Source organism: Planktothricoides raciborskii GIHE-MW2 (genome assembly GCF_040564635.1).
Taxonomy (GTDB): Bacteria; Cyanobacteriota; Cyanobacteriia; order Cyanobacteriales; family Laspinemataceae; genus Planktothricoides; species Planktothricoides raciborskii.
Map to the genome: position 1 here is coordinate 3,798,754 of NZ_CP159837.1, position 19,095 is coordinate 3,817,848.

Genomic DNA, 19,095 nt, shown 5'->3' on the forward strand with positions numbered 1-19,095 from the left:
ACCCGGTTTCTGTTCCCTCTGGGGACGAATGCGATCGCTTTAAGATAAAATTGCCTCACATTCACCGAAAGAACGAACCATTGCCTCATGCGTTGCGATTACCTGGTACAAATTCTCACCGCCCGTGTCTATGATGTTGCCCAAGAAACGCCTCTAGAATTAGCCACAAACCTCTCAGCCCGACTCAATAATAAACTGCTGCTAAAGCGAGAGGATATGCAGTCAGTTTTTTCCTTCAAGTTGCGGGGGGCATATAACAAAATGGCCCAACTGCCCCCAGAAGAACTTGCCCAAGGAGTCATTGCCGCCTCCGCAGGCAACCACGCCCAAGGAGTCGCCCTGTCAGCCCGTCACCTAGGCACCCAAGCGATTATCGTCATGCCCGTGACCACCCCCCAAGTGAAAATTGATGCGGTCAAAGCCAGAGGCGGACAAGTGGTATTACATGGGGAAACCTATGACGAAGCCTACGCCCACGCCCGTCAACTCGAAGTAGAAAAAGGCTTAACTTTTATTCATCCCTTTGACGATCCTGACGTGATCGCCGGTCAGGGAACTATTGGCATGGAAATTTTACGCCAATATCAGCAGCCAATTCATGCCATTTTTGTCGCCATTGGTGGCGGCGGGTTAATTTCCGGCATTGCCGCTTATGTGAAACGGTTGCGCCCAGAAATCAAGATTATTGGGGTGGAACCCGTTGATGCGGATGCCATGCATCAATCCCTCAAAGCCAGAAAACGGGTGAAATTGTCCCAGGTGGGCTTATTTGCCGATGGGGTAGCGGTCCGAGAAGTGGGGGAAGAAACCTTTCGCCTCTGTCAAGAATATGTGGATGACATTATTTTGGTGGATACGGACGATACTTGCGCCGCGATTAAAGATGTGTTTGAGGATACCCGGTCAATCTTAGAACCCGCTGGGGCATTGGCGATCGCTGGGGCAAAAGCTTATGTGGAGAGAACACAAATCCGAGGACAAACCCTGGTTGCCGTCGCTTGCGGCGCTAACATGAACTTCGATCGCCTCCGGTTTGTGGCGGAACGGGCGGAATTTGGGGAACGTCGGGAAGCCATCTTTGCCGTCACCATTCCCGAAACCCCTGGCAGTTTGCGGCGATTTTGCGACTGCTTGGGCAAACGGCAGCTTACCGAATTTAACTATCGCATCGCCGATCAAAAACAAGCCCATATTTTTGTTGGGGTGCAAGTCACCAACCGGGCTGATGCCGTGAAAATCGTGGAAACCTTTGAAGCCAATGGCTTAAAAACCCTCGATTTAACCGATGACGAACTGACCAAAATGCACTTGCGGCACATGGTTGGCGGACATTCTCCCCTCGCGCATAATGAGTTACTGTACCGCTTCGAGTTTCCCGAACGTCCCGGCGCCCTAATGAAATTTGTCGCCTCCATGAGTCCCAACTGGAATATCAGCCTATTTCACTATAGAAATAATGGCGCGGACTATGGCCGAATTGTGGTCGGAATGCAAGTTCCTCCAGAAGAAATGCAGGAATGGCAAGCATTTCTCGATACCCTCGGTTATCGCTACTGGGATGAAAATCATAATCCGGCTTATCAGTTATTTTTGGCCTAGTTAGGGTTCAGAAACCTGGAGGGGTGGGAAACCTGGAGGGGTTAGAAACCGGGTTTCTATGTAGGGGCCTGTGGGGTGGCAAAGGTTAACTGAAGAAACCCGGTTTCTTGTCCCTGGGGTGGCAGAAACCTGGAGGGGTTAGAAACCGGGTTTCTATGTAGGGGCCTGTGGGGTGGCAAAGGTTAACTGAAGAAACCCGGTTTCTTGTCCCTGGGGTGGCAGAAACCTGGAGGGGTTAGAAACCGGGTTTCTATGTAGGGGCTTGTGGGGTGGCAAAGGTTAACTGAAGAAACCCGGTTTCTTGTCCCTGGGGTGGCAGAAACCTGGAGGGGTTAGAAACCGGGTTTCTATGTAGGGGCCTGTGGGGTGGCAAAGGTTAACTGAAGAAACCCGGTTTCTTGTCCCGGTTTCTTGTTTGCCGAAGTATTTTTAAACATCTAAATAGCATAAAATAAAAAGAGATGACCCCTAGAATCTTTTAAGAATGGCAGGACAACCCTTTCTGACAGATCCCCAAAGAAAACGACTCCAAAAGGCTTTACGAGAAAGCGAATGCCCTAGATTTCGGGAGCACGCCCTGATTCTCCTGTTGAAACATGACGGCAAAACCTATGAGGAAATTGCTGACTTTATTGGGTGTTCTTATAGAACCGTGGCTTATTGGTGCGTACATGGGGATCCAGACAATCTCGAAACCATGAAAGACCGACGGGAACAGGGGAATTATCGCAAAGCAGACAGTGATTATATCGACTTATTGCTTAAAATCGTTCATCAAAAGCCTAATGAATTGGGCTATGAAAGTGAATTTTGGACCAGTGGACGATTAGCGGCTTATCTGGCTGAAAAAACCGGAATTGAATTAAGTGGCACTCAGGTGATCCGCATTTTGCGTAAGCATAAAGTCCGCTTGCCCCGCAGTCGAGTTTAATTGGCGCGATCACCCCTGTGCGGCTAGATCCAGAAGCGGATTCGCTCGCGCAGCGGTGCGGAGCACTTTGGCGGGTTCGTGGGTGCTGTCCCCCGTTACCCCCCATCATTGTTTAAGCGTCGCGAGTCCGGGCTAAAGTTTCCCCCACGGCTAAACGAACATCTTTAAGTTGAGTAATCACGGAACGAGTAATTAATTTTCCAGACTCTACGACCACTTCCCCAGTCAGAGGGTGAAGTAAAGGTTGTTCCGTTCGTCTGCCAATTAATGCTTCAATATCTTCGATCGCGTCAATATACATACCAGCGGGCACTTCTACCACCACCCCTTCACCCAGGACTCGTGACTGACAGGCAAGGCGAGAATTGGGTTTGGCGGTGGTAATCACTTCTAGGGTGCGCTGTTCCCGTTTAGAGATGCCGGAAAGACTTTCCATCCCGTCTTTGATGTAAACATGGCAAGTCGCGCACATTCCCCGTCCGCCACATTCTTTGAGAACGTGCAAGTCTTCTTGCAACAGTGCGGATAAAAGATTAGCGTTAGTCTGAATTTCCGTATTTTGGGCGATCGGTTCTAGCCTGACAGTTTTAACCATATTGTGCTGATGAGCGTGTAATCTATTTAAATCTATAACTCAATCAGCGGTGATTGTGGGCAAAAGCGGCGGCAAAGGTAAATTTTTATTTGAGTCAGTACGGTGCAGGGACAAAATTAGCACAAAAAATACAAATTGCTTCGATGTTCACATCGGAGCGACAATAATCATAGTTTAAGTGGCATAACATGGGGGCAAACCAGCCGTATGAAGGAGTGGGTTCAAGATAGTAAATCGCGGTCTCTTAGCCGACAGCTTCCGAAATACCGCGTTTTGGCCCGGGTGGGACAGGGACAATTTGGCCAGGTTTTTTGTGCCGTAGAACGGCAAACCGGCCAACTGGTGGCATTGAAGGAAATCACCCACCGTCGCTTATCCACATCTAAGTTTTTACGAGAATTGGGGTCACTGTTGACCTTACAACATCCCAACATTGTCACCTGTCGCGCTTTTGAAGCCACCACCACGGCGCGATATTTGGTCATGGATTACTGTGAAGGCGGCACCTTGCGTGAGTTGCTAGAGTCGGAAAATTCCCTTTCCTTGGGTGAAGCCTTAACTATTATGCAAGGAATTCTGGCGGGACTAGAACAAGCTCACCGTCACGGAATTATTCACTGTGATATTAAGCCAGAAAATATCCTCCTGGGATTAGATGCCGGGATGTGGTTGCCGCGCTTATCGGATTTTGGCATTGCCCGTCGCTTGTCAGAAATCGCTCAAAATCGAGGCACCGTAGAATCAGCGGACGGGAGTATTGATGTGGTGGGAGCGCCTGCTTATACGTCCCCGGAAGCATTTTATGGGATGTATTCTCGCTCCTCGGATATTTATGCGATGGGAATTGTGTTTTTTGAACTGTTGCTGGGTGATCGTCCTTTTACGGGAATACCAGAACGGTTGATGTGGGCGCATTTAAATCAACCCCTGGAAATTCCCGTTGGTCTGCCAGAACCTTTGCAGGCCATTTTGAAACAGGCTTTGGCCAAGTTGAAAGGGCGCCGCTATGGGACAGCGGCAAAAATGTCAGAGGCGATCGCGCAAGTAATGAATCATCCAGAGATTTTACCCTTGATGGCAAGACCTCTGCCCTTCAAAGAAGCTGACCCCAACAAAGATGAGGACAGAATACAAGTGCCAAATATTTGTATCTTTGACCAGCAAGAATTACCTGGTGTTTTAACAGGTCTATGTTCAGGACATGGTAATCTTTACGGAATTTTCCAGCAAAACACAGTTTTGAACTGGCAGCCATGCCAAACCGAGGCAATACACCTAAATTTCCCAGAACCGGTTCAGGAAATTATCCCTTTGGCAAATAGCTGTTTAGTGAGTACCTGTGAGTTAGACCCAGGGAAAAGCGGATCGATTTACTGGGTATCGGCAAAATCTAGGCAACCTCACCGCTTGTTGAAGTTTAAACAAGGGTTTACGGTAGCGGCTGACCCTTGTGGTCAATCGTTGGTGGTGGCAGTTTTGAGCCAGCCGGAAAAAAAGACTCTGCGATTTGGGTTTTATTCCTTGGGAACCGATCAAGATGGAAACAAACCACCGCCGGTGAAGTTGTTAAAAAGCCTTTCTCTGTCCGTGGGTATGTTGCCCCAGTTGATGTTTCTGGATCGCCGTCATGTATTAAGCGTCTGGCACAGCCGCGAAGCCAAAAAGCCCCAAACTATCTTTAAGATGTATAGCCGTAAGGGGACGCAGATGGGTTCGGTGCGATCGCCTCTTCTCTTTGAGCGACTGATTTTCACCGATGCCCCAGGGATTTTGTTTGGCATTGTCCGGGAGCCCAGACCCGCCGTCTGGCGGATCCAGCTTTTCCCCATGCAACTGATGCGAATTCCCCTAGAAACCATGCCAACTTGTTTATCTCCCATCCCCGGAGGCTGTCTGTTAGCCAATGCTAAAGGTGAAATCACCTGTTTGGATCGCCAAGGACAGAATAATGGTAAGTTTCAATTTGGCTTCCAGGCTCCCCTGGGATTTGGGTTTTGGACTGGAACAGAAGCTGAAACCGCTGAAACCACCGCTGAAACCACCGCTGAAACCGCTGAAACCACCGCTGAAACCAAAGATATCACCAACATCACCAACAATTTTCTCGGTCTAGCTGGGGTCACAGAGGCGGCGAATGGTAGCTGTATTTCTTTTATTCAAATCAAGAAACCGGGTTTCTGAATTTAAGTGCTGATTTTTGGCCTAAATTGACACATAAACCCGGTTTCTGCCCCAAGTTTCTGAATTTAAGTGCTGATTTTTGGCCTAAATTGACACATAAACCCGGTTTCTGGAAATCTAGAGTATCAACATACAACATCAACTTCAAAAATGCTCGACTCTGCTGAATTTGCTTTTCTAAGCAAAACCGTCCTCAAACTAGGCGATTCGCGCTGGCCTCCGCTCTCGCGGAATCGCATAAACCGTTCGTCCGCAGAAACCTCCTTGGTCTCAGAACAACAGACAATAGACAAGACAACCGACCAGACAACCAACCAGAGACAAGCAACCCAACCAGTATTAGAGGCAATGACGCGACTGGTGGAAATCGTCGCGGAACTGCGATCTCCTTTCGGTGGATGGCCTGCGGACTTGCCAAAAACCTCAGAAAACCTGATTCCCTACGTCCTGGACGAAGCTTACGATGTCCTGGACGCCTTCGGGCAGTCAAGCAACAGGGCTTCCGGGGCTTCCGGGGCAGAGGAGCAGAGGCGCAGAGGCGCAGAGGCGCAGGGGAGCAAAGGGACAGATGGGAAAAATATCTCCCCCGCACCCCCGCACCCCTGCACAAGCGCACAAGCGCACCCCTCTCCATTAATCGTCGTCGATAATTTAATTCCTCGATTACTTTGGCATCTAGTCAGCAGTTCTTATGACGTAATGCAACTAATTGGCGGCGTTCCTGCCCAGATACTGCGATCGCCTCAAAATCCTGAGATTGGCTTAATCCGATTAGTGGTGGGTTTGTCCGTCTGGAACTCAGACCATCATTGGTTTATCGACTTAGCCACCCATAACGTAACATCTGAGCCAACTCCAGAAACTCCAGAAACCGGGTTTCTTAATTTAAGTTCTGGTTCAGAAATCGGGTTTCTTAATTTAAGTTCTGGTTCTTGGCATAAATCGACGCAGAAACCGGGTTTCTCGCAGAAACCCGGTTTCTTGTCACCGATTTCCGCCGGTCAGCTAATCACTCAGTTACGCCAAGAAATCGAATTTACCAGCCCAGAATTGGCCAAGTTAATGGAACCGCAATCGGTGGAATGGTTGTCGCCAAATCACCAATGGCTTAGTGGTTTTCTGCAACTGACAATGGATTGGGAATTTTTGCCCCAATCACCAGAAAATTCCCCAGAACCAGAAGGTCAAAGCGCACCCTTGGGTCAACCAATTGTTGCCGATATTTCTGAATCATTCCCTCGGTCTGGTCTGTATGGTAAGCGAATGCTGCGACTTTCTCAACCGGCAATATTGCAAGAATCCGCCAAAATCCCATTTGAAGAAACATTAATCAGAATACTGCCACAGATTCAGCCAGAATCTATTTCAGACACCGGGTTAGAAACCGGGTTGCTTGAAAAAAACAAGTTTCTAACAGCGGAAAATGAATCTCTCAACTCAAATCTAATTTCTGAGTTGGTGACAACTGCTTATGATTTAGTCGAAAATTGGGAGTTTCCCTGGGGTGACGGAGAAGTTTTGATCGATGAGTGCATGGAGCGATTACTCTGGCAAACCATTACCAGTTCTTATCCGATGATGCAGTTAATTGGCAGTGTAGAGGCGATGGTTCTCAGCCCCGGAGAAGACTGGAAAATTGGCATTCTCCGGTTATTAGCCATTTTTGAAATTCAGGTGGGAAATGAAACAATTACGGTGGATTTATCCACCGGTCAATCTTGGGAAAAACACCCCGGTCAAAAAGTTTTGTACTTGTCGCCAAACACTATTGTGCGATTCCTCGACAGCGGATCGCTTCGCAAATCGCCCGATACTGAATTATCCATGCAACCCCTAATGGTTGAACAGATCCTACATAGTTTGAGCCAACAAATTAAAGCAAATACCCCCTCTTTTCAGTGGTTAATGAATGGAGCCAACATCGATATCCAAAATCTAGCCAAAAACTGGGAATCTGGGTTAGCACAATTTCGCTTAGAATTAGAATTTATCCCGACTTAAATTAACACAGAAACCCGCTTGCTTCTTAGGGTGTAGGGTGTAGGGTGTAGACCACACCGATGACGAACCCACGGCGTCGGAATTTTCCGAGTTTGTCGCAGAAATCCGGTTTCTTAACTCGGTTTATTAGCAGAGATTGTCGCAAAAACTATATTTACGCTTTATTTAAAAGTCCCGCAAATTCATTACAATTGCCCCAAGGAATTGAGGGTGATTTACAACTAATTGATATCATGTCCGCATAATCACTTATAATAGAGCAACCCAGTAATATCAAGTCCGTGTATTCGCTGATTATTCACGTAGGGGCTTTCTCGCATTCGCCCCTACTGTCCCGAACCGCTTCCTTCGGAGTATGCGTCCTTGGAGCGCTATATGCGGGAATCCATCTTAATGAGACAGGATTGTTTTTGTAACCGATCGCACGGACTTGATATGAGACGGAATTGCCGACGGAAAATATCGGGGCGATCGCTGAACCAGGGTTAACATCTCTAACCCCCTTAGAAAAAGACGATCGCCGTCTGATGCAGGCAGTTTTGACCTACGATCACATTCTTTGTGAATTATTTAACCAAACTACCATTTTACCCCTAAGATTTGGCACCATCTTCCGTTTATATGCGGATTTAATCGCCCATTTAAACCAGCAACAAAAAGAATATCTAACCAAATTAAACCAATTTGAAGGCAAAGCCGAATACACCCTCAAAGTCGTACCCTTAGATGTCCCCGTACCGGATACAGATCCGCAAGCCAAAGGAAAAGCCTATTTATTAGCTAAAAAACAACGCTTTTCCATAATCCAAGAATTTCAAACCCAACAAAATCGTGAATGGGAAAATCTCCAACAGGCGATCGCAGAAACCCGGTTTCTCCACGAAACAGGCAAAGAAGCCGGATTTCTAACCATTATCGGCGAACCCCAAGGCACGACCAATAGACTTTATTTATTAATCCCAAAAAATCAAGAGTCGCGACTTCTAGAATACGTCCAAACATGGCAGAAGAACCATCCCACTTGGCAATTATTCCTCAGCGAATCACTGCCGCCCTATCATTTTGTTTAAAAGTTTAAATCGATAGATATCTCTCGTTCCCAGGCAGAGCCTAGGAACGAGAAAACGAGAAATATAAATGGGGATAAACGGATTATTTAAACACCGATAAATCCAAAGCCTCAAAAGACTCGAAAAACTCTAACAGTCGAGTCACAATTTTATTCACCCCACCGGGAACATTCGACTCAACATTCAAAGGAATTACCGGGTCATGCAGAGACAAGCGCAACAAAAACCAGCCATCTTCCTCTGGGGAATGACAAGAAATCCGCACCCCTTCATAATTATTCGGCACAATTTGCCAACCCGCTTGCTTGGCGGCAAATTCTTGCAGTTGGTTAATTACCTGATGCCCATATTCTTTAAACTCTGGTGTGCTAATTTTTAACCGGAATTCCTCGCTTTCTGCTGGTTCCTGGAAATTGGCAATTAAATCTAATAAGTTTTTGCCAGCTAATTTAGATTTAGCTAATTCAATTAATAGCTTAGTAATCAAATAAGCCCCATCATCCAGAAAATAATTTTCTTTCATCGCCCCATGACCGGAGGTTTCGATCGCCAACCAAGACTCTTCCCCGGATTCATTCAAGCGAATTGACTCATTAATCACATTCTTGTAACCGCGTTTATAACGATGATGTTTACCTTTTAACTCTTGTTCAATAAACGTAGTCAGTCCATCGGAAGTAATCGAATCGGTGACAATTGTAGACCCCGGATGTTCTCTTAAAACAATTGCCGACATTATAGCAATTAAGCGATTGCGGTTTAATTCTTTGCCGGTAGAATCCACTGCTGCCCCGCGATCGACATCCGTATCAAAAATAATCCCAAAATCCGCTTTTTGGGCGATCGCTGCTTGACAAATCGAAGCCATCGCCTCTTTATCTTCCGGGTTGGGGATATGGTTAGGAAATGTGCCATCGGGTTCTAAAAATTGGCTGCCCGTCGTATCTGCCCCCAGGGGTTTCAGCACTTTTTCCGCATAAAAACCCCCTGCCCCATTGCCCGCATCCACAATAATTTTTAAGCCTTTAAGAGGCTCGTCAAAATGTTCGGGATGATTCACCGCTGCGCGAATTTTTTGCACAAATCCAGCGGCATAAACGGAAATAAAATCATGGTGGGAAATGCTTCCTTTCGTGGCAGCAGGTTCAAATTTATGGTGTTCTGCCAGTTCTAAAATTGCCGAAATATCCGCTTTTCCTAAACCACCGTGAGAAGTGAAAAATTTTAAACCATTACGATTAAAAGGTAAATGACTAGCGGTGAGCATAATTGCCCCATCACAGGCAAATTCCGGTGTCACAACACTCATAAACATGGCCGGAGTTGACGCCATGCCAAAATCATAAACTTTAGCCCCCATTGAAGTAATTCCAGCGGTGGCGGCTTCGATTAAACTTACTCCCGATAATCGACTATCTCTGCCTAAAGAAATAGTTAATTCTGACGCAGCTTTGCCAAATTTTTCCGTTAGCCATAACACAAAAGCTTGCCCCAAAATTTCTACCACTTTTGGGGTAATATTGACTGGTTCATGGGCGACTCCTTCCAGGGCGACTCCCCGGATATCTGAACCATTTTGTAATTTTTTCCAGTGAAAATGTTTGTTATGTTTCATATAATGCTGAGACAATCAACTCCTCTAATATTACCCTAATATTTCTCTTTGTGTTCTCTGTGTCTTTGTGGTTAATTTTTCCTTTAATACATAATCCGAATATTTGATATAATATAGATTTTTTTGATGAAAAAAACATATGAATTAATCTAATATAATCATTTTTTAACATAGATTACCTCGGCTTCAGCTAAAACTTGTTCTCGGAAATAGCGGCTCAGGTCTTGAGGTGTATTCAAGTCAACGGTACGACCTAAACGTTCCGAGAGTCTATCTTGAATGTTAATAAAGCGAAATCCGGGAGTTTTTCCCGCTTGAAATTCTACTAAAATATCAATATCACTCTGCGGTCCAAAGTCATCTCTTAACACGGAACCAAATAAAGAAAGTTTTTGGATATGGTAGGTTTGGCAAATTTCGGCAATGCTCGGTAATGGAATATTGATTGGATAAGCCTTGATTTGTTTTTCCATAATTATGACTTACTCATCTATTTTCTATTTTAGCGATTTTTTGGCTTATGTTGAAATTCTTTAGCTTTTTTAAAGATTATTCTCCCAATCAAAAAGCCGATCACTCCTAGGAAAGCCCCGATGAGAATTAATAAAGATAGTCCCACTTTTGAAATTAATCCTTGCACTTCTGGGGGAAGCAAGGGGGAGGTGCGGTGCCAGGTTTTGAGCAAATTGCCTTGGAATAATGCAGCTAAAGCATTGAGAATTTGAAATTCTTGGCGGTTTGGGTCAATTTCTAGGGCGGGCTTCAAGGCTTTTTCTGCCGCACCTGGACGCCAATCATAGAGATTTACAAAAGCAAGATAGCCATGAGCATAAGGATTTTTTGGATCAAGTTGAACGACTTTTTCTAAAGCCGCGATCGCACCTGGGGCATCTCTTTTTAACACCATTGCTAAAGCTAAATTATAGGCATAATCGAGATTATCCTGTCCGCTTAATCGCGCTTTTAAAGTTAATTGGGCTTGGGTTAAATAATCTTGAGTCGGGTCATATTGGTTGATTCTGCCAATGTCATCAAAAACAGGACTGAGGGCATCCACTCCCAGGGGTAAGGCAGTGGCAAGCGATCGCAATTGAGTGACTAAATCCAACTCTGGCGCAGGAGTTGCCGCCGCCGTTGGGTCAATTTTGATTTGCACATTATTCGGCACTTCTAACGGATAAGTTTCGCCAGTTTGCCGATTAAGATATTCCGCTTTTAAAGTATAGATTCCTGGGGCAATATTCCCCGGTGGCAACATAGCTAATGTTTCGGTGATAGAAACAGAGTCGGTGATAGAAACCGGGTTTCTTGAAGAAACCGGGTTTCTTGCGTTTTTATGCAACTTTCCTAAACCGATCGCGCGATCGTGTAACCAATAGTTAGTTTGGTTATTGGTTGTTGGTTGGTTGTTGGTTGTTGGTTGTTGGTTGTTGGTTGTTGGTTGGTTGTTTGGTTGTTGGTTCCAGGTTAACAATACTAAGCCATTTTGCAAATCTTGCCAGTTGCCCAACCACTGATAAGTCACGGGAATAGGTTGCCCTGGGGGGGCAGCAGGGGACACGGTGACATTTTCTAATTTAATTTGCGGTGGCGGGGTGATATCTGTCGTTATGACTTGAATGCTTGGGGATTGGCGGTGATAGAGTTGCAAGGTACTACCATCGGGTAATTGCCAGGTTTTGTGCAGTTGGAAGTCTGGACTTGTCTGGACTGCTTGCACTGTGGCGGCTTGCGCTTCTACGGGCACAGAACCTTGGTCGCCGGTTTTGGTGAGAAACCAAGACAGCGATCGCACATCTTGGGCAACCTGCGATCGCCGGGTTCCCACCTGACGGCCATAAACTTGGAAATTCGCCAACGCCCCATAATAATTCAGGGTATGCTGATTCACCGTAGGGGTAGAAGGCAACACCCCCACGGTTGAACGTAAATAAGGTTCGGTTTGGATAATTTGCGCGATCGCCTCACGAATTGGCCAAACAGGGCCTGCATAAGCATGATGTTGTCCTGGTTGTCTGGAGTTTATCCTGGACAAATCATCCACCGGCCATAAATTCACTGTCATCAGTAACAATGTCACAGCTACAGTCCCCGCAGGAACCCACCGCCCAACCGAGGGGAGAGAAAAGAGAAGAGAGAAGAGAGAAGAGAGAAGAGAGAATATATTTCCTCTTTCCTCTTTCCTCTTTCCTCTTTCCTCTTTCTTCCCCCAACGAGGCGATCGACTCTGCCACTCGACTAACCCATTGGCTAAAAAAATCGCCACTACCGGCAAATAGGGCAAGACATAGCGAAAATCTTTGTTGATATTCAGGGAACACAGCAAATAAGCCCCTAGCCAGAAAACTAGCAACCATCGCCGGGGAGGAGAAGCGGGGGAGCGGGGGAGCGGGGGGGCAGGGGGGCTCTTGTGCGGGGGAGAATTTTTCTCCTCTGCTCCTCGGCTCCTCTGCTCCTCTGCCCCTACACCGATGGCGGCCCTACACCCTACACCCTCTTCCCTATTCCCCGTTGCCCGTTGCCTCTTGCTTCTGGTTATGTACAAAAAAAATCCGGCGATCGCCACAATTAATAATGGCAAAGAAACATGATGGGGCAATTGTTCAAGATAATAAGTCCATGCCCCCAAGGTATTTAATGGCGGATCTCCTTCCGCGATCGCCGAGTCAATAGTTGCCCGTTTACTGCCAGTCAGAATTAGTAACCAGTTGGTGCGATACCAGGGATACATTACCGCGATCGCCAATAAGTTCGCGATCGCCAATTGTGCCAGTCTGCCCCACTCACGCCGCCAAACGCTGCCGACTACTACCCATAAAATTGGCGCAAACAAAAATAACACCGCTGTTTGCTTAATCATCAAGGCCAACCCCAGAGATAGCCCAAAAGCGATCGCCATACCCCACTGACTAGGGGCAAGCCCTAACTTTAGGAAAGAGAATAGAGGATAGAGAATAGAGGATAGAGGAGAGAGGATAGAGGATAGAGGATCAAGAAAATTCTCTCTTCTCTTTTCTCTCTTCTCTTTTCTCTCTTCTCCCCTATCTCCTCTCTCCTCTCTTTTCTTTTCTGGTGGATATTTCCAAAGAGTTAAACAATAGAAACAGAGAGTCACCACCGCCGTTAGAGGATAATCGAGGAGAAAGTCCAGGCGGACATTATATAAGCCGGGAAACAACATACATAAACCGGCAGCCCATAAACCAACTTTCTGGTGAAATAACAAACTGCCTAAGCCATAGACCGAAACCAGTAAAATCGCGCTAAAGAATAAATTCACTAAAGTGGCGATATCTTCACCTAAGCCAAAATAGGAGTGAAATATCGCCGTAATCATATAAGTGCCGGGAGGAATTTTAGACGACAGTTGCCATAAACTTGTCCACCAGTCAAGATTCCCCCACTGAGGAGTTTGGAAAGCTTGCCAATAGTTCAACGCCCCCGTCAGATAATCCGCCTGGTCCCAACTGGGGATAGAGTTATCAATGGCAAACCAGAGGCGATCGCCAACAGCGGAAACCAACCAGATTACCCCTAAAATTATCCAACTGTGCGATCGACTCAACTGATTAGTCATTTTTTCTGAAGTTCTTGGTTGTTGGTTGTTGGTTGGGTTTCGGGGAACGGGGAACGGGGAACGGGGAAAGGGGTTCGGAGGGGCGGAGGGGCGGGGGAGCCCGCCGTCGGCAGAGGGGCAGAGAAGAGAAAATTTTCCTATTTTCTCTTTCCCATTTTCTCTTTCCCATTTTCTCTTTCCTATTTTCTCTTTCCTATTTCCTCTTTCCTCTTTCCTCTTTCCTCTTTCCTATTGCCTGTTGCCTTTGGTTCTTGGTTCACGGTTGATTGTACCCCTGTCCCCACGTCTTGCCGTCGTCCTGTCAGTAGTCAGGGTAAACTGTCCCCAATTCTTACTTTCTGTGTTAAATTGCCCATTGTAAAACTTGTCAGGTAAAACTTGTCAGTTAAAATTTGTCAAGTAAAATTAGCAAATTTTGATGCCAAATAGTTTGTTTTAATGTACAATTTCCCGGCTTAGGGAAAATTCTTCCAGTATCTTAGATAAAACTTGTCCATTATTGTGGCTTTTTTATAATGACTCAAAATCCTTTGTTTAACTGGTGCCGCGCCACGTTCGCGGTAGCGGTGCGGAGCACTTTCATCCCTGCAACGGTGGCGGCGATCGCCATGAGTACCCCGAAAGTAAACGCTCAAGTTATATATAACCCGATTGACTTAAAGGGACGCTATGAAATTACCGATGTTCTCTCAGAAAAAGATATTCCCACGGGTCAAGGGGGATTTGCCCGGGACTACCGAGTCACACTCACCGATGTCGATCAAGTAGCGATCGATTTAATCTCTGATGGTTTCGACGCAATAGTATCCTTAATCGGTCCTGATGGCACCACCATAGCGGAAAATGATGATGGACCTGATGGCACCACCAACTCTCTATTATTTGCCAGAATCCAAACTACCGGCGATTATATTGTCCGAGTCCGAGCCTTTGGCGAAGGTGGAGTGGGCAACTTTACCCTCAAAGTCACTCGCTTGCGCCCAATAGACAACTAATAGACAAAACCTTCATGGGTCAGGGACGTGAAGTTAAGGGAGTCGCCCTGTTTCATCGCGTCCCAATTTCAATCGGCGCTTTAAAGGGGGAGGCAGAAAAAAATTTTTACCAATATGGGTTGACAATCCTGAGTTAATTAGTTAAGATAATAAAGTTGAACAAACACAAGCCGGGATAGCTCAGTTGGTAGAGCAGAGGACTGAAAATCCTCGTGTCGGCGGTTCAAACCCGCCTCCTGGCATATTAGATTAACAGATTAAATAAACCCCTATAGGCTATGGCTTATAGGGGTTTATTTTTAGCGATGAGAATATCAGTTCACTCAAATTTGACTCATTTCTGCAAGCTGGGGCAATTGATGAATTGCCCCAATCACGAATCAAACCGATCAATATGATGGGTAAGTCCTGGTGAGTTGCAAATATATTTTTCAGATATATTTTCCGATCGCTTCTAAGCCATAACCATGCCGCCATCGACATTCATCACTTGACCTGTAATATAGGCAGCCGCAGGATCGGCAGCTAAAAATCGCACTAACCCAGCCACTTCTTCGGGTTGACCAAAACGACCGAGGGGAATATATTTCAGCAGTTCCTCTGTGCCTTTGAGATCCTTGGTCATGTCTGTGGTAATGAATCCAGGGGCAACCGCGTTGACGGTGATGCCGCGAGAGGCGAGTTCTTTGGCAATGGTTTTGGTAAAGCCGATGACTCCGGCTTTGGCGGCGCTATAGTTGCCTTGTCCAGGGTTGCCCATTTGTCCGGCAACGGAGGCAATATTGACGATTCGACCGGCTTTTTGCTTGAGCATAATTTTGGCGACAGCGCGGGTACAGAGGAATACTCCACTGAGGTTGAGGTCGATGACCGCTTGCCAGTCTTCTAATTTCATCCGCATTAATAAGGTGTCGCGAGTGATTCCGGCGTTGTTGACTAGAATGTCGATGCGACCCCATTGATCCATGACGGTTTTGATCAGATTATCTACTTGGTCTGGTTGGGAGACATCTGCTTGTAGGGCGATCGCCTCTCCTCCCGCTTGGGTAATGGTCGTCACCACTTCATCCGCAGGCCCACTGGAACTGGCATAGTTGACCACGACTTTAGCCCCTTCTGCGGCTAAGGCGATCGCGATCGCCCGACCAATTCCCCGTGAAGCCCCAGTGACAATCGCCACGCGATCGGGTAATTTTTGCATCTGTTCTGGTAAAAGTTCCATCTTTAATTTCCTCGGAAATTGATCGCAAACTAACCGATTTTAATGCGATTTGGTTACAGCAGCGAGGCTGGCTGTTGGCGGGGGTGCGGAGGGGCGGGGGAAGCCGCCGTCGTGTAGGGTGTAGGGTGTAGGGTGTAGGGAAGAGGGAAGCCGCCGTCGTGTAGGGTGTAGGGTGTAGGGAAGAGTGAATAGTGAAGAGTGAATAGTGAATAGTGATATTTATTTTGTAGGGGCGAATGGCCATTGGCCCCTACGAATGCATAACTTTTAACTTCAGATTTAGCATCAGAACATCAGATTTTAGCATCAGTAACTTTACTGTTATTTAAAAATGGTTAACCTGTGAAAATATTTGCTGGATTTATGCCCGCCGAGCGGTTAATTTCTGGCTTAAAATAATTGGTTTAAGTTGTCAAGGTATATTTGCCGTTATCCGTCCTAAAATCAGTTAGGATAGCTAAAGCTAACCATGATTTAAATCGGTGTCAAGATGCCGCTAGATTCTCAAATCAAGCCTCCGGTGAATTCTCTCGATGTCCTAGAAGAAGCTCAGAGACGATCAAATATCCCCCATGTCACGATTCCTAGACCATCTCAACTGAAACGAGAACGGTGGATATTTGCCGCGTCGATCGCCCTGCCATGTTTAGGCTTTATTGGTGCGATCGCCCTAGGGTTTTATTCAGGAATCACCGCCCTAGATTGGATCCTATTTCTGAGTATGTTTTTCCTCACGGTTCTGGGTATCGAAGTGGGATATCATCGCCTATTTTCTCACCATGCCTTTGAAACCGTTGCCCCCATTCGCGCCTTTTTAGCGATCGCTGGCTGCATGGCGCTACAAGGCCCTGTCATCTACTGGGTCAGCAATCATCGCCGCCATCATATCTACAGCGATCAAGCACAAGACCCCCATTCACCCTACTTTCAAGGCTCCCAGTCTGTGGAATTACTCCCAGGACTCTGGCACGCTCATATCGGTTGGATTTTTGACCCAGAAAGAACCAGTCCCGGTCGTTATGGTCGGGATATTCTCAAAGACCCCTTAATAATGACCATTGACAAATTTTACTTTGTTTGGGTATTTTTAGGTCTTTTAATTCCTGCCATTTTAGGCGGAATTTTCAGCGGCAGTTTAGCCGGAATTCTACATGGTTTTCTCTGGGGAGGAATGGCGCGGATGTTCCTAGTCCAACAGGGGACTTATAGCATTAACTCTTTCTGCCATGTGTTTGGCAATCGTCCTTTTGCTACCCCAGAAAAAAGTACCAATAATCTTTGGTTAACTATCCCAACTTTAGGGGGGTCTTTACACAATACCCATCACGCCTTTCCTAACACAGCAATTAATGGGTTTGAATGGTGGCAAATCGATCCCGGTGCCTGGTTTATTCGGGGATTAGAAAAGCTAAATCTAGCCTGGGATATCAAAATGCCAACTCCGGAAATGATTGCTGCCAAGAAAATTAAATAGTATAGCAATCCGTTTAGAGGTTGTGGTAATTGTAGGGGTAACGGGTTTGGCTTGGTGAGCTTACCCCTACAGTCTAGGGGCAGCCACCGCCACGGAGAAGCCCCTACAAAACTTTTGGCACCACTTTAGCATTGCTATAAGCGAAAATCAACCATTCTCTGATTTCATGGCCACACAGACTCTACCCTTTAGCTTTAACCTGAATATGAGATAAAATCAACGAGATAAAATTAACGCTCGTTTATCTATCAAAATCTCTAACCATGTCCAAGTATGAATTAGCGTCTCAATGGGACAACTTCCTCCTGAATTTAGGGGTTTGGCAAGGGTCATTTACCCGAATTTCCCCCCAAGGAGAAATCCAAAGTGATACCCCCACCGTTGTGAGGTTAGAAGGCTTAGACAATAATCGCACGGTTAAACAGGTAGTGGAGCGCTTTCCCCAAAATACCGATGAAATTCCGCCCCCGTTGGTACTGCAATATAGTTCTTTAAACCGCAGTATTTTATTCTTTAATAATGGAGCCTTTTCCACTGGTTCGATGCAATTTGGACCCTTTAGTGAGTTTGGGGCAGAATTTGGTTTTATTGTTGGTGATCGCCGATTGCGTTTGGTGGAATTATTTGACCAAAATGCCAATTTTGCCAGTATGACCCTGATTCGAGAATATCGGGAAAATACCAACACCCCCGAACGTCCTCCCCTGACCCTAGATCAACTCCTCGGAGACTGGGAAGGAGAAGCGGTGACTATTTATCCAGATTGGCGATCGCCTGATGTCTCCTCCACTCGTCTATCCTTACGTCGGCAAGGAGACAATCTTTCGACATCTTTGAGTATAGAAATGAGTGCAGAAAACTTTAGCTTCACTTCTACCGCAGAGATTCAAGGTTCCCGGCTCTTATTCAACCAAGGAAGTATGCCGATGCAAATTCTGTTACTGCCCGACGGTGCATCGTGCAATACTCCCCTAAGCATTCCTATGCGTCAACCTTTTTTCCTGGAAGCGGGATGGTTGCTTGACGATCGCCGCCGACAGCGCTTAATTCGCCGTTATGACGATCGGGGAGGATGGGACAGTTTAACCCTGGTGACAGAGGAGAAAGTAGCTTAATTCGGCCAAGAAAATCCCTGGATTTTTTGATACTCATAAGGGCCAATTAATGCCCCCCACAATCCTTTTCCGGTTTCTGGATCGACTCCGCGATCGAAACTTTTAAAGCTATCTTCGCTGACTTCTAAGCCCAAAACCACTTGACGGATTTGGCCATCATATTCAAAGAAGCATTTTGCCCCCGGTTCCGGTTGGGCAATAAATTTTTGCTCTTGCTCCGTAATGGTCAAAGCACAACCGGGTAAATTAACTAAATCTTCCGGTAAAAATTGATTCAGCAAGTGAGGATTTGTCCCGGCACCGCGAAATTTATTCGGGTCTTTAAATCCATAATATTGGCCGATGAACTTAGCGGGATTATCGCTCGGTTTTAAGAATAAAATTCTCTGGCGATAGGGTTGATCTAATTTTAAAATTGGCGCTTGCTCGGCAAAAATAGCTAAGTTGCCGTCAATTTTTATGGGTAAAAGCCGATGCCAAAGCCGAATATGTACAAACCAATTCGGTTGTTCTTTGGCTTGATTAACGTTTTCAAATTCGCCTACCAGCCATTGTGCTAAAATGGTTAATTTGTTTTGTTGGGTCATTTTTTCAACCAGCGATCGCTGCCTTTTATAGCACTTGTAATAGTTATGAATTACAAAAAAACTGTCATTCCCGCGCAGGCGGGAATCCAGAAAACCTCTGTAATCCAGATAATAACCGCTATATTGGTTAGTT

15 protein-coding genes and 1 tRNA gene are annotated in these 19,095 nt (G+C 46.1%); 10 read left to right on the forward strand and 6 right to left on the reverse strand.

Features of this window, described 5'->3' with window-relative positions:
- The first annotated feature begins 87 nt into the window (after nt 1-87).
- Both ilvA and ABWT76_RS16075 read left to right on the forward strand, forming a co-directional pair.
- Nucleotides 88-1,599, forward strand: a complete 1,512-nt coding sequence (gene ilvA / locus ABWT76_RS16070; protein WP_354634638.1) for a threonine ammonia-lyase, biosynthetic — start codon at nt 88-90, stop codon at nt 1,597-1,599.
- A 484-nt stretch (nt 1,600-2,083) separates the two neighbouring features.
- Complete coding sequence (locus ABWT76_RS16075; protein ID WP_054464457.1) at nt 2,084-2,530, forward strand: helix-turn-helix domain-containing protein; 447 nt, start codon at nt 2,084-2,086, stop codon at nt 2,528-2,530.
- A gap of 112 nt (nt 2,531-2,642) precedes the next feature.
- On the opposite strand, the gene ABWT76_RS16080 is transcribed toward ABWT76_RS16075, so the two are convergent.
- On the reverse strand, nt 2,643-3,125 hold the full coding sequence (locus ABWT76_RS16080; RefSeq protein WP_054464458.1) for a 2Fe-2S iron-sulfur cluster-binding protein: 483 nt from the start codon (nt 3,123-3,125) through the stop codon (nt 2,643-2,645).
- 207 nt (nt 3,126-3,332) lie between these two features.
- On the opposite strand from ABWT76_RS16080, the gene ABWT76_RS16085 reads away from it, so the two are divergent.
- The 4 genes from ABWT76_RS16085 (at nt 3,333) to ABWT76_RS16100 (ending at nt 8,377) form a co-directional block, all read left to right on the forward strand.
- The gene (locus ABWT76_RS16085) at nt 3,333-5,306 is read left to right on the forward strand and encodes a serine/threonine-protein kinase (RefSeq protein WP_054464459.1); all 1,974 of its coding nucleotides are present in this window, start codon (nt 3,333-3,335) and stop codon (nt 5,304-5,306) included.
- A gap of 150 nt (nt 5,307-5,456) precedes the next feature.
- On the forward strand, nt 5,457-7,307 hold the full coding sequence (locus ABWT76_RS16090; RefSeq protein WP_354634640.1) for a hypothetical protein: 1,851 nt from the start codon (nt 5,457-5,459) through the stop codon (nt 7,305-7,307).
- Between the two features lie 59 nt (nt 7,308-7,366).
- Entirely contained in the window at nt 7,367-7,552 is a 186-nt protein-coding gene (locus tag ABWT76_RS16095) for a hypothetical protein (protein ID WP_054464461.1), read from the forward strand.
- A 201-nt stretch (nt 7,553-7,753) separates the two neighbouring features.
- Nucleotides 7,754-8,377 (forward strand): GvpL/GvpF family gas vesicle protein, encoded by a 624-nt coding sequence (locus ABWT76_RS16100; protein WP_054464462.1) that lies wholly within the window; start codon nt 7,754-7,756, stop codon nt 8,375-8,377.
- Nucleotides 8,378-8,459: 82 nt separating this feature from the next.
- Here ABWT76_RS16100 and ABWT76_RS16105 read toward each other — a convergent pair whose 3' ends face one another.
- From ABWT76_RS16105 to ABWT76_RS30700, 3 genes are all read right to left on the reverse strand, one after another.
- Nucleotides 8,460-9,992: a phosphomannomutase/phosphoglucomutase gene (locus ABWT76_RS16105; RefSeq protein ID WP_054464463.1), complete on the reverse strand. Its 1,533-nt coding sequence runs from the start codon at nt 9,990-9,992 to the stop codon at nt 8,460-8,462.
- A gap of 158 nt (nt 9,993-10,150) precedes the next feature.
- Nucleotides 10,151-10,465 carry a nucleotidyltransferase family protein gene (locus ABWT76_RS16110; RefSeq protein WP_054464465.1) on the reverse strand — a complete coding sequence of 105 codons (315 nt, stop codon included), beginning with the start codon at nt 10,463-10,465 and terminating at the stop codon, nt 10,151-10,153.
- A 29-nt stretch (nt 10,466-10,494) separates the two neighbouring features.
- A complete protein-coding gene (locus ABWT76_RS30700) occupies nt 10,495-13,569 on the reverse strand; it encodes a glycosyltransferase family 39 protein (RefSeq protein WP_072160615.1) in 3,075 nt (1,024 codons plus the stop codon).
- Nucleotides 13,570-14,177: 608 nt separating this feature from the next.
- On the opposite strand from ABWT76_RS30700, the gene ABWT76_RS16120 reads away from it, so the two are divergent.
- On the forward strand, nt 14,178-14,564 hold the full coding sequence (locus ABWT76_RS16120) for a PPC domain-containing protein (RefSeq protein WP_197285198.1): 387 nt from the start codon (nt 14,178-14,180) through the stop codon (nt 14,562-14,564).
- A 169-nt stretch (nt 14,565-14,733) separates the two neighbouring features.
- A tRNA-Phe gene (locus ABWT76_RS16125) sits at nt 14,734-14,806 on the forward strand.
- Nucleotides 14,807-15,018: 212 nt separating this feature from the next.
- Here ABWT76_RS16125 and fabG read toward each other — a convergent pair.
- Nucleotides 15,019-15,786, reverse strand: coding sequence for a 3-oxoacyl-[acyl-carrier-protein] reductase (gene fabG, locus ABWT76_RS16130; protein ID WP_054464467.1), 768 nt, complete (start codon nt 15,784-15,786; stop codon nt 15,019-15,021).
- A gap of 490 nt (nt 15,787-16,276) precedes the next feature.
- Between fabG and ABWT76_RS16135 the strand changes: the two genes are divergently transcribed.
- Nucleotides 16,277-17,260: an acyl-CoA desaturase gene (locus ABWT76_RS16135; protein WP_190879808.1), complete on the forward strand. Its 984-nt coding sequence runs from the start codon at nt 16,277-16,279 to the stop codon at nt 17,258-17,260.
- A gap of 263 nt (nt 17,261-17,523) precedes the next feature.
- On the forward strand, nt 17,524-18,375 hold the full coding sequence (locus ABWT76_RS16140; protein ID WP_354634641.1) for a DUF3598 family protein: 852 nt from the start codon (nt 17,524-17,526) through the stop codon (nt 18,373-18,375).
- On the opposite strand, the gene ABWT76_RS16145 is transcribed toward ABWT76_RS16140, so the two are convergent.
- Nucleotides 18,372-18,962, reverse strand: coding sequence for a chromophore lyase CpcT/CpeT (locus ABWT76_RS16145; RefSeq protein ID WP_354634642.1), 591 nt, complete (start codon nt 18,960-18,962; stop codon nt 18,372-18,374). The two genes, ABWT76_RS16140 and ABWT76_RS16145, sit on opposite strands and share 4 nt — an antisense overlap.
- Between the last annotated feature and the right edge of the window lie 133 nt (nt 18,963-19,095).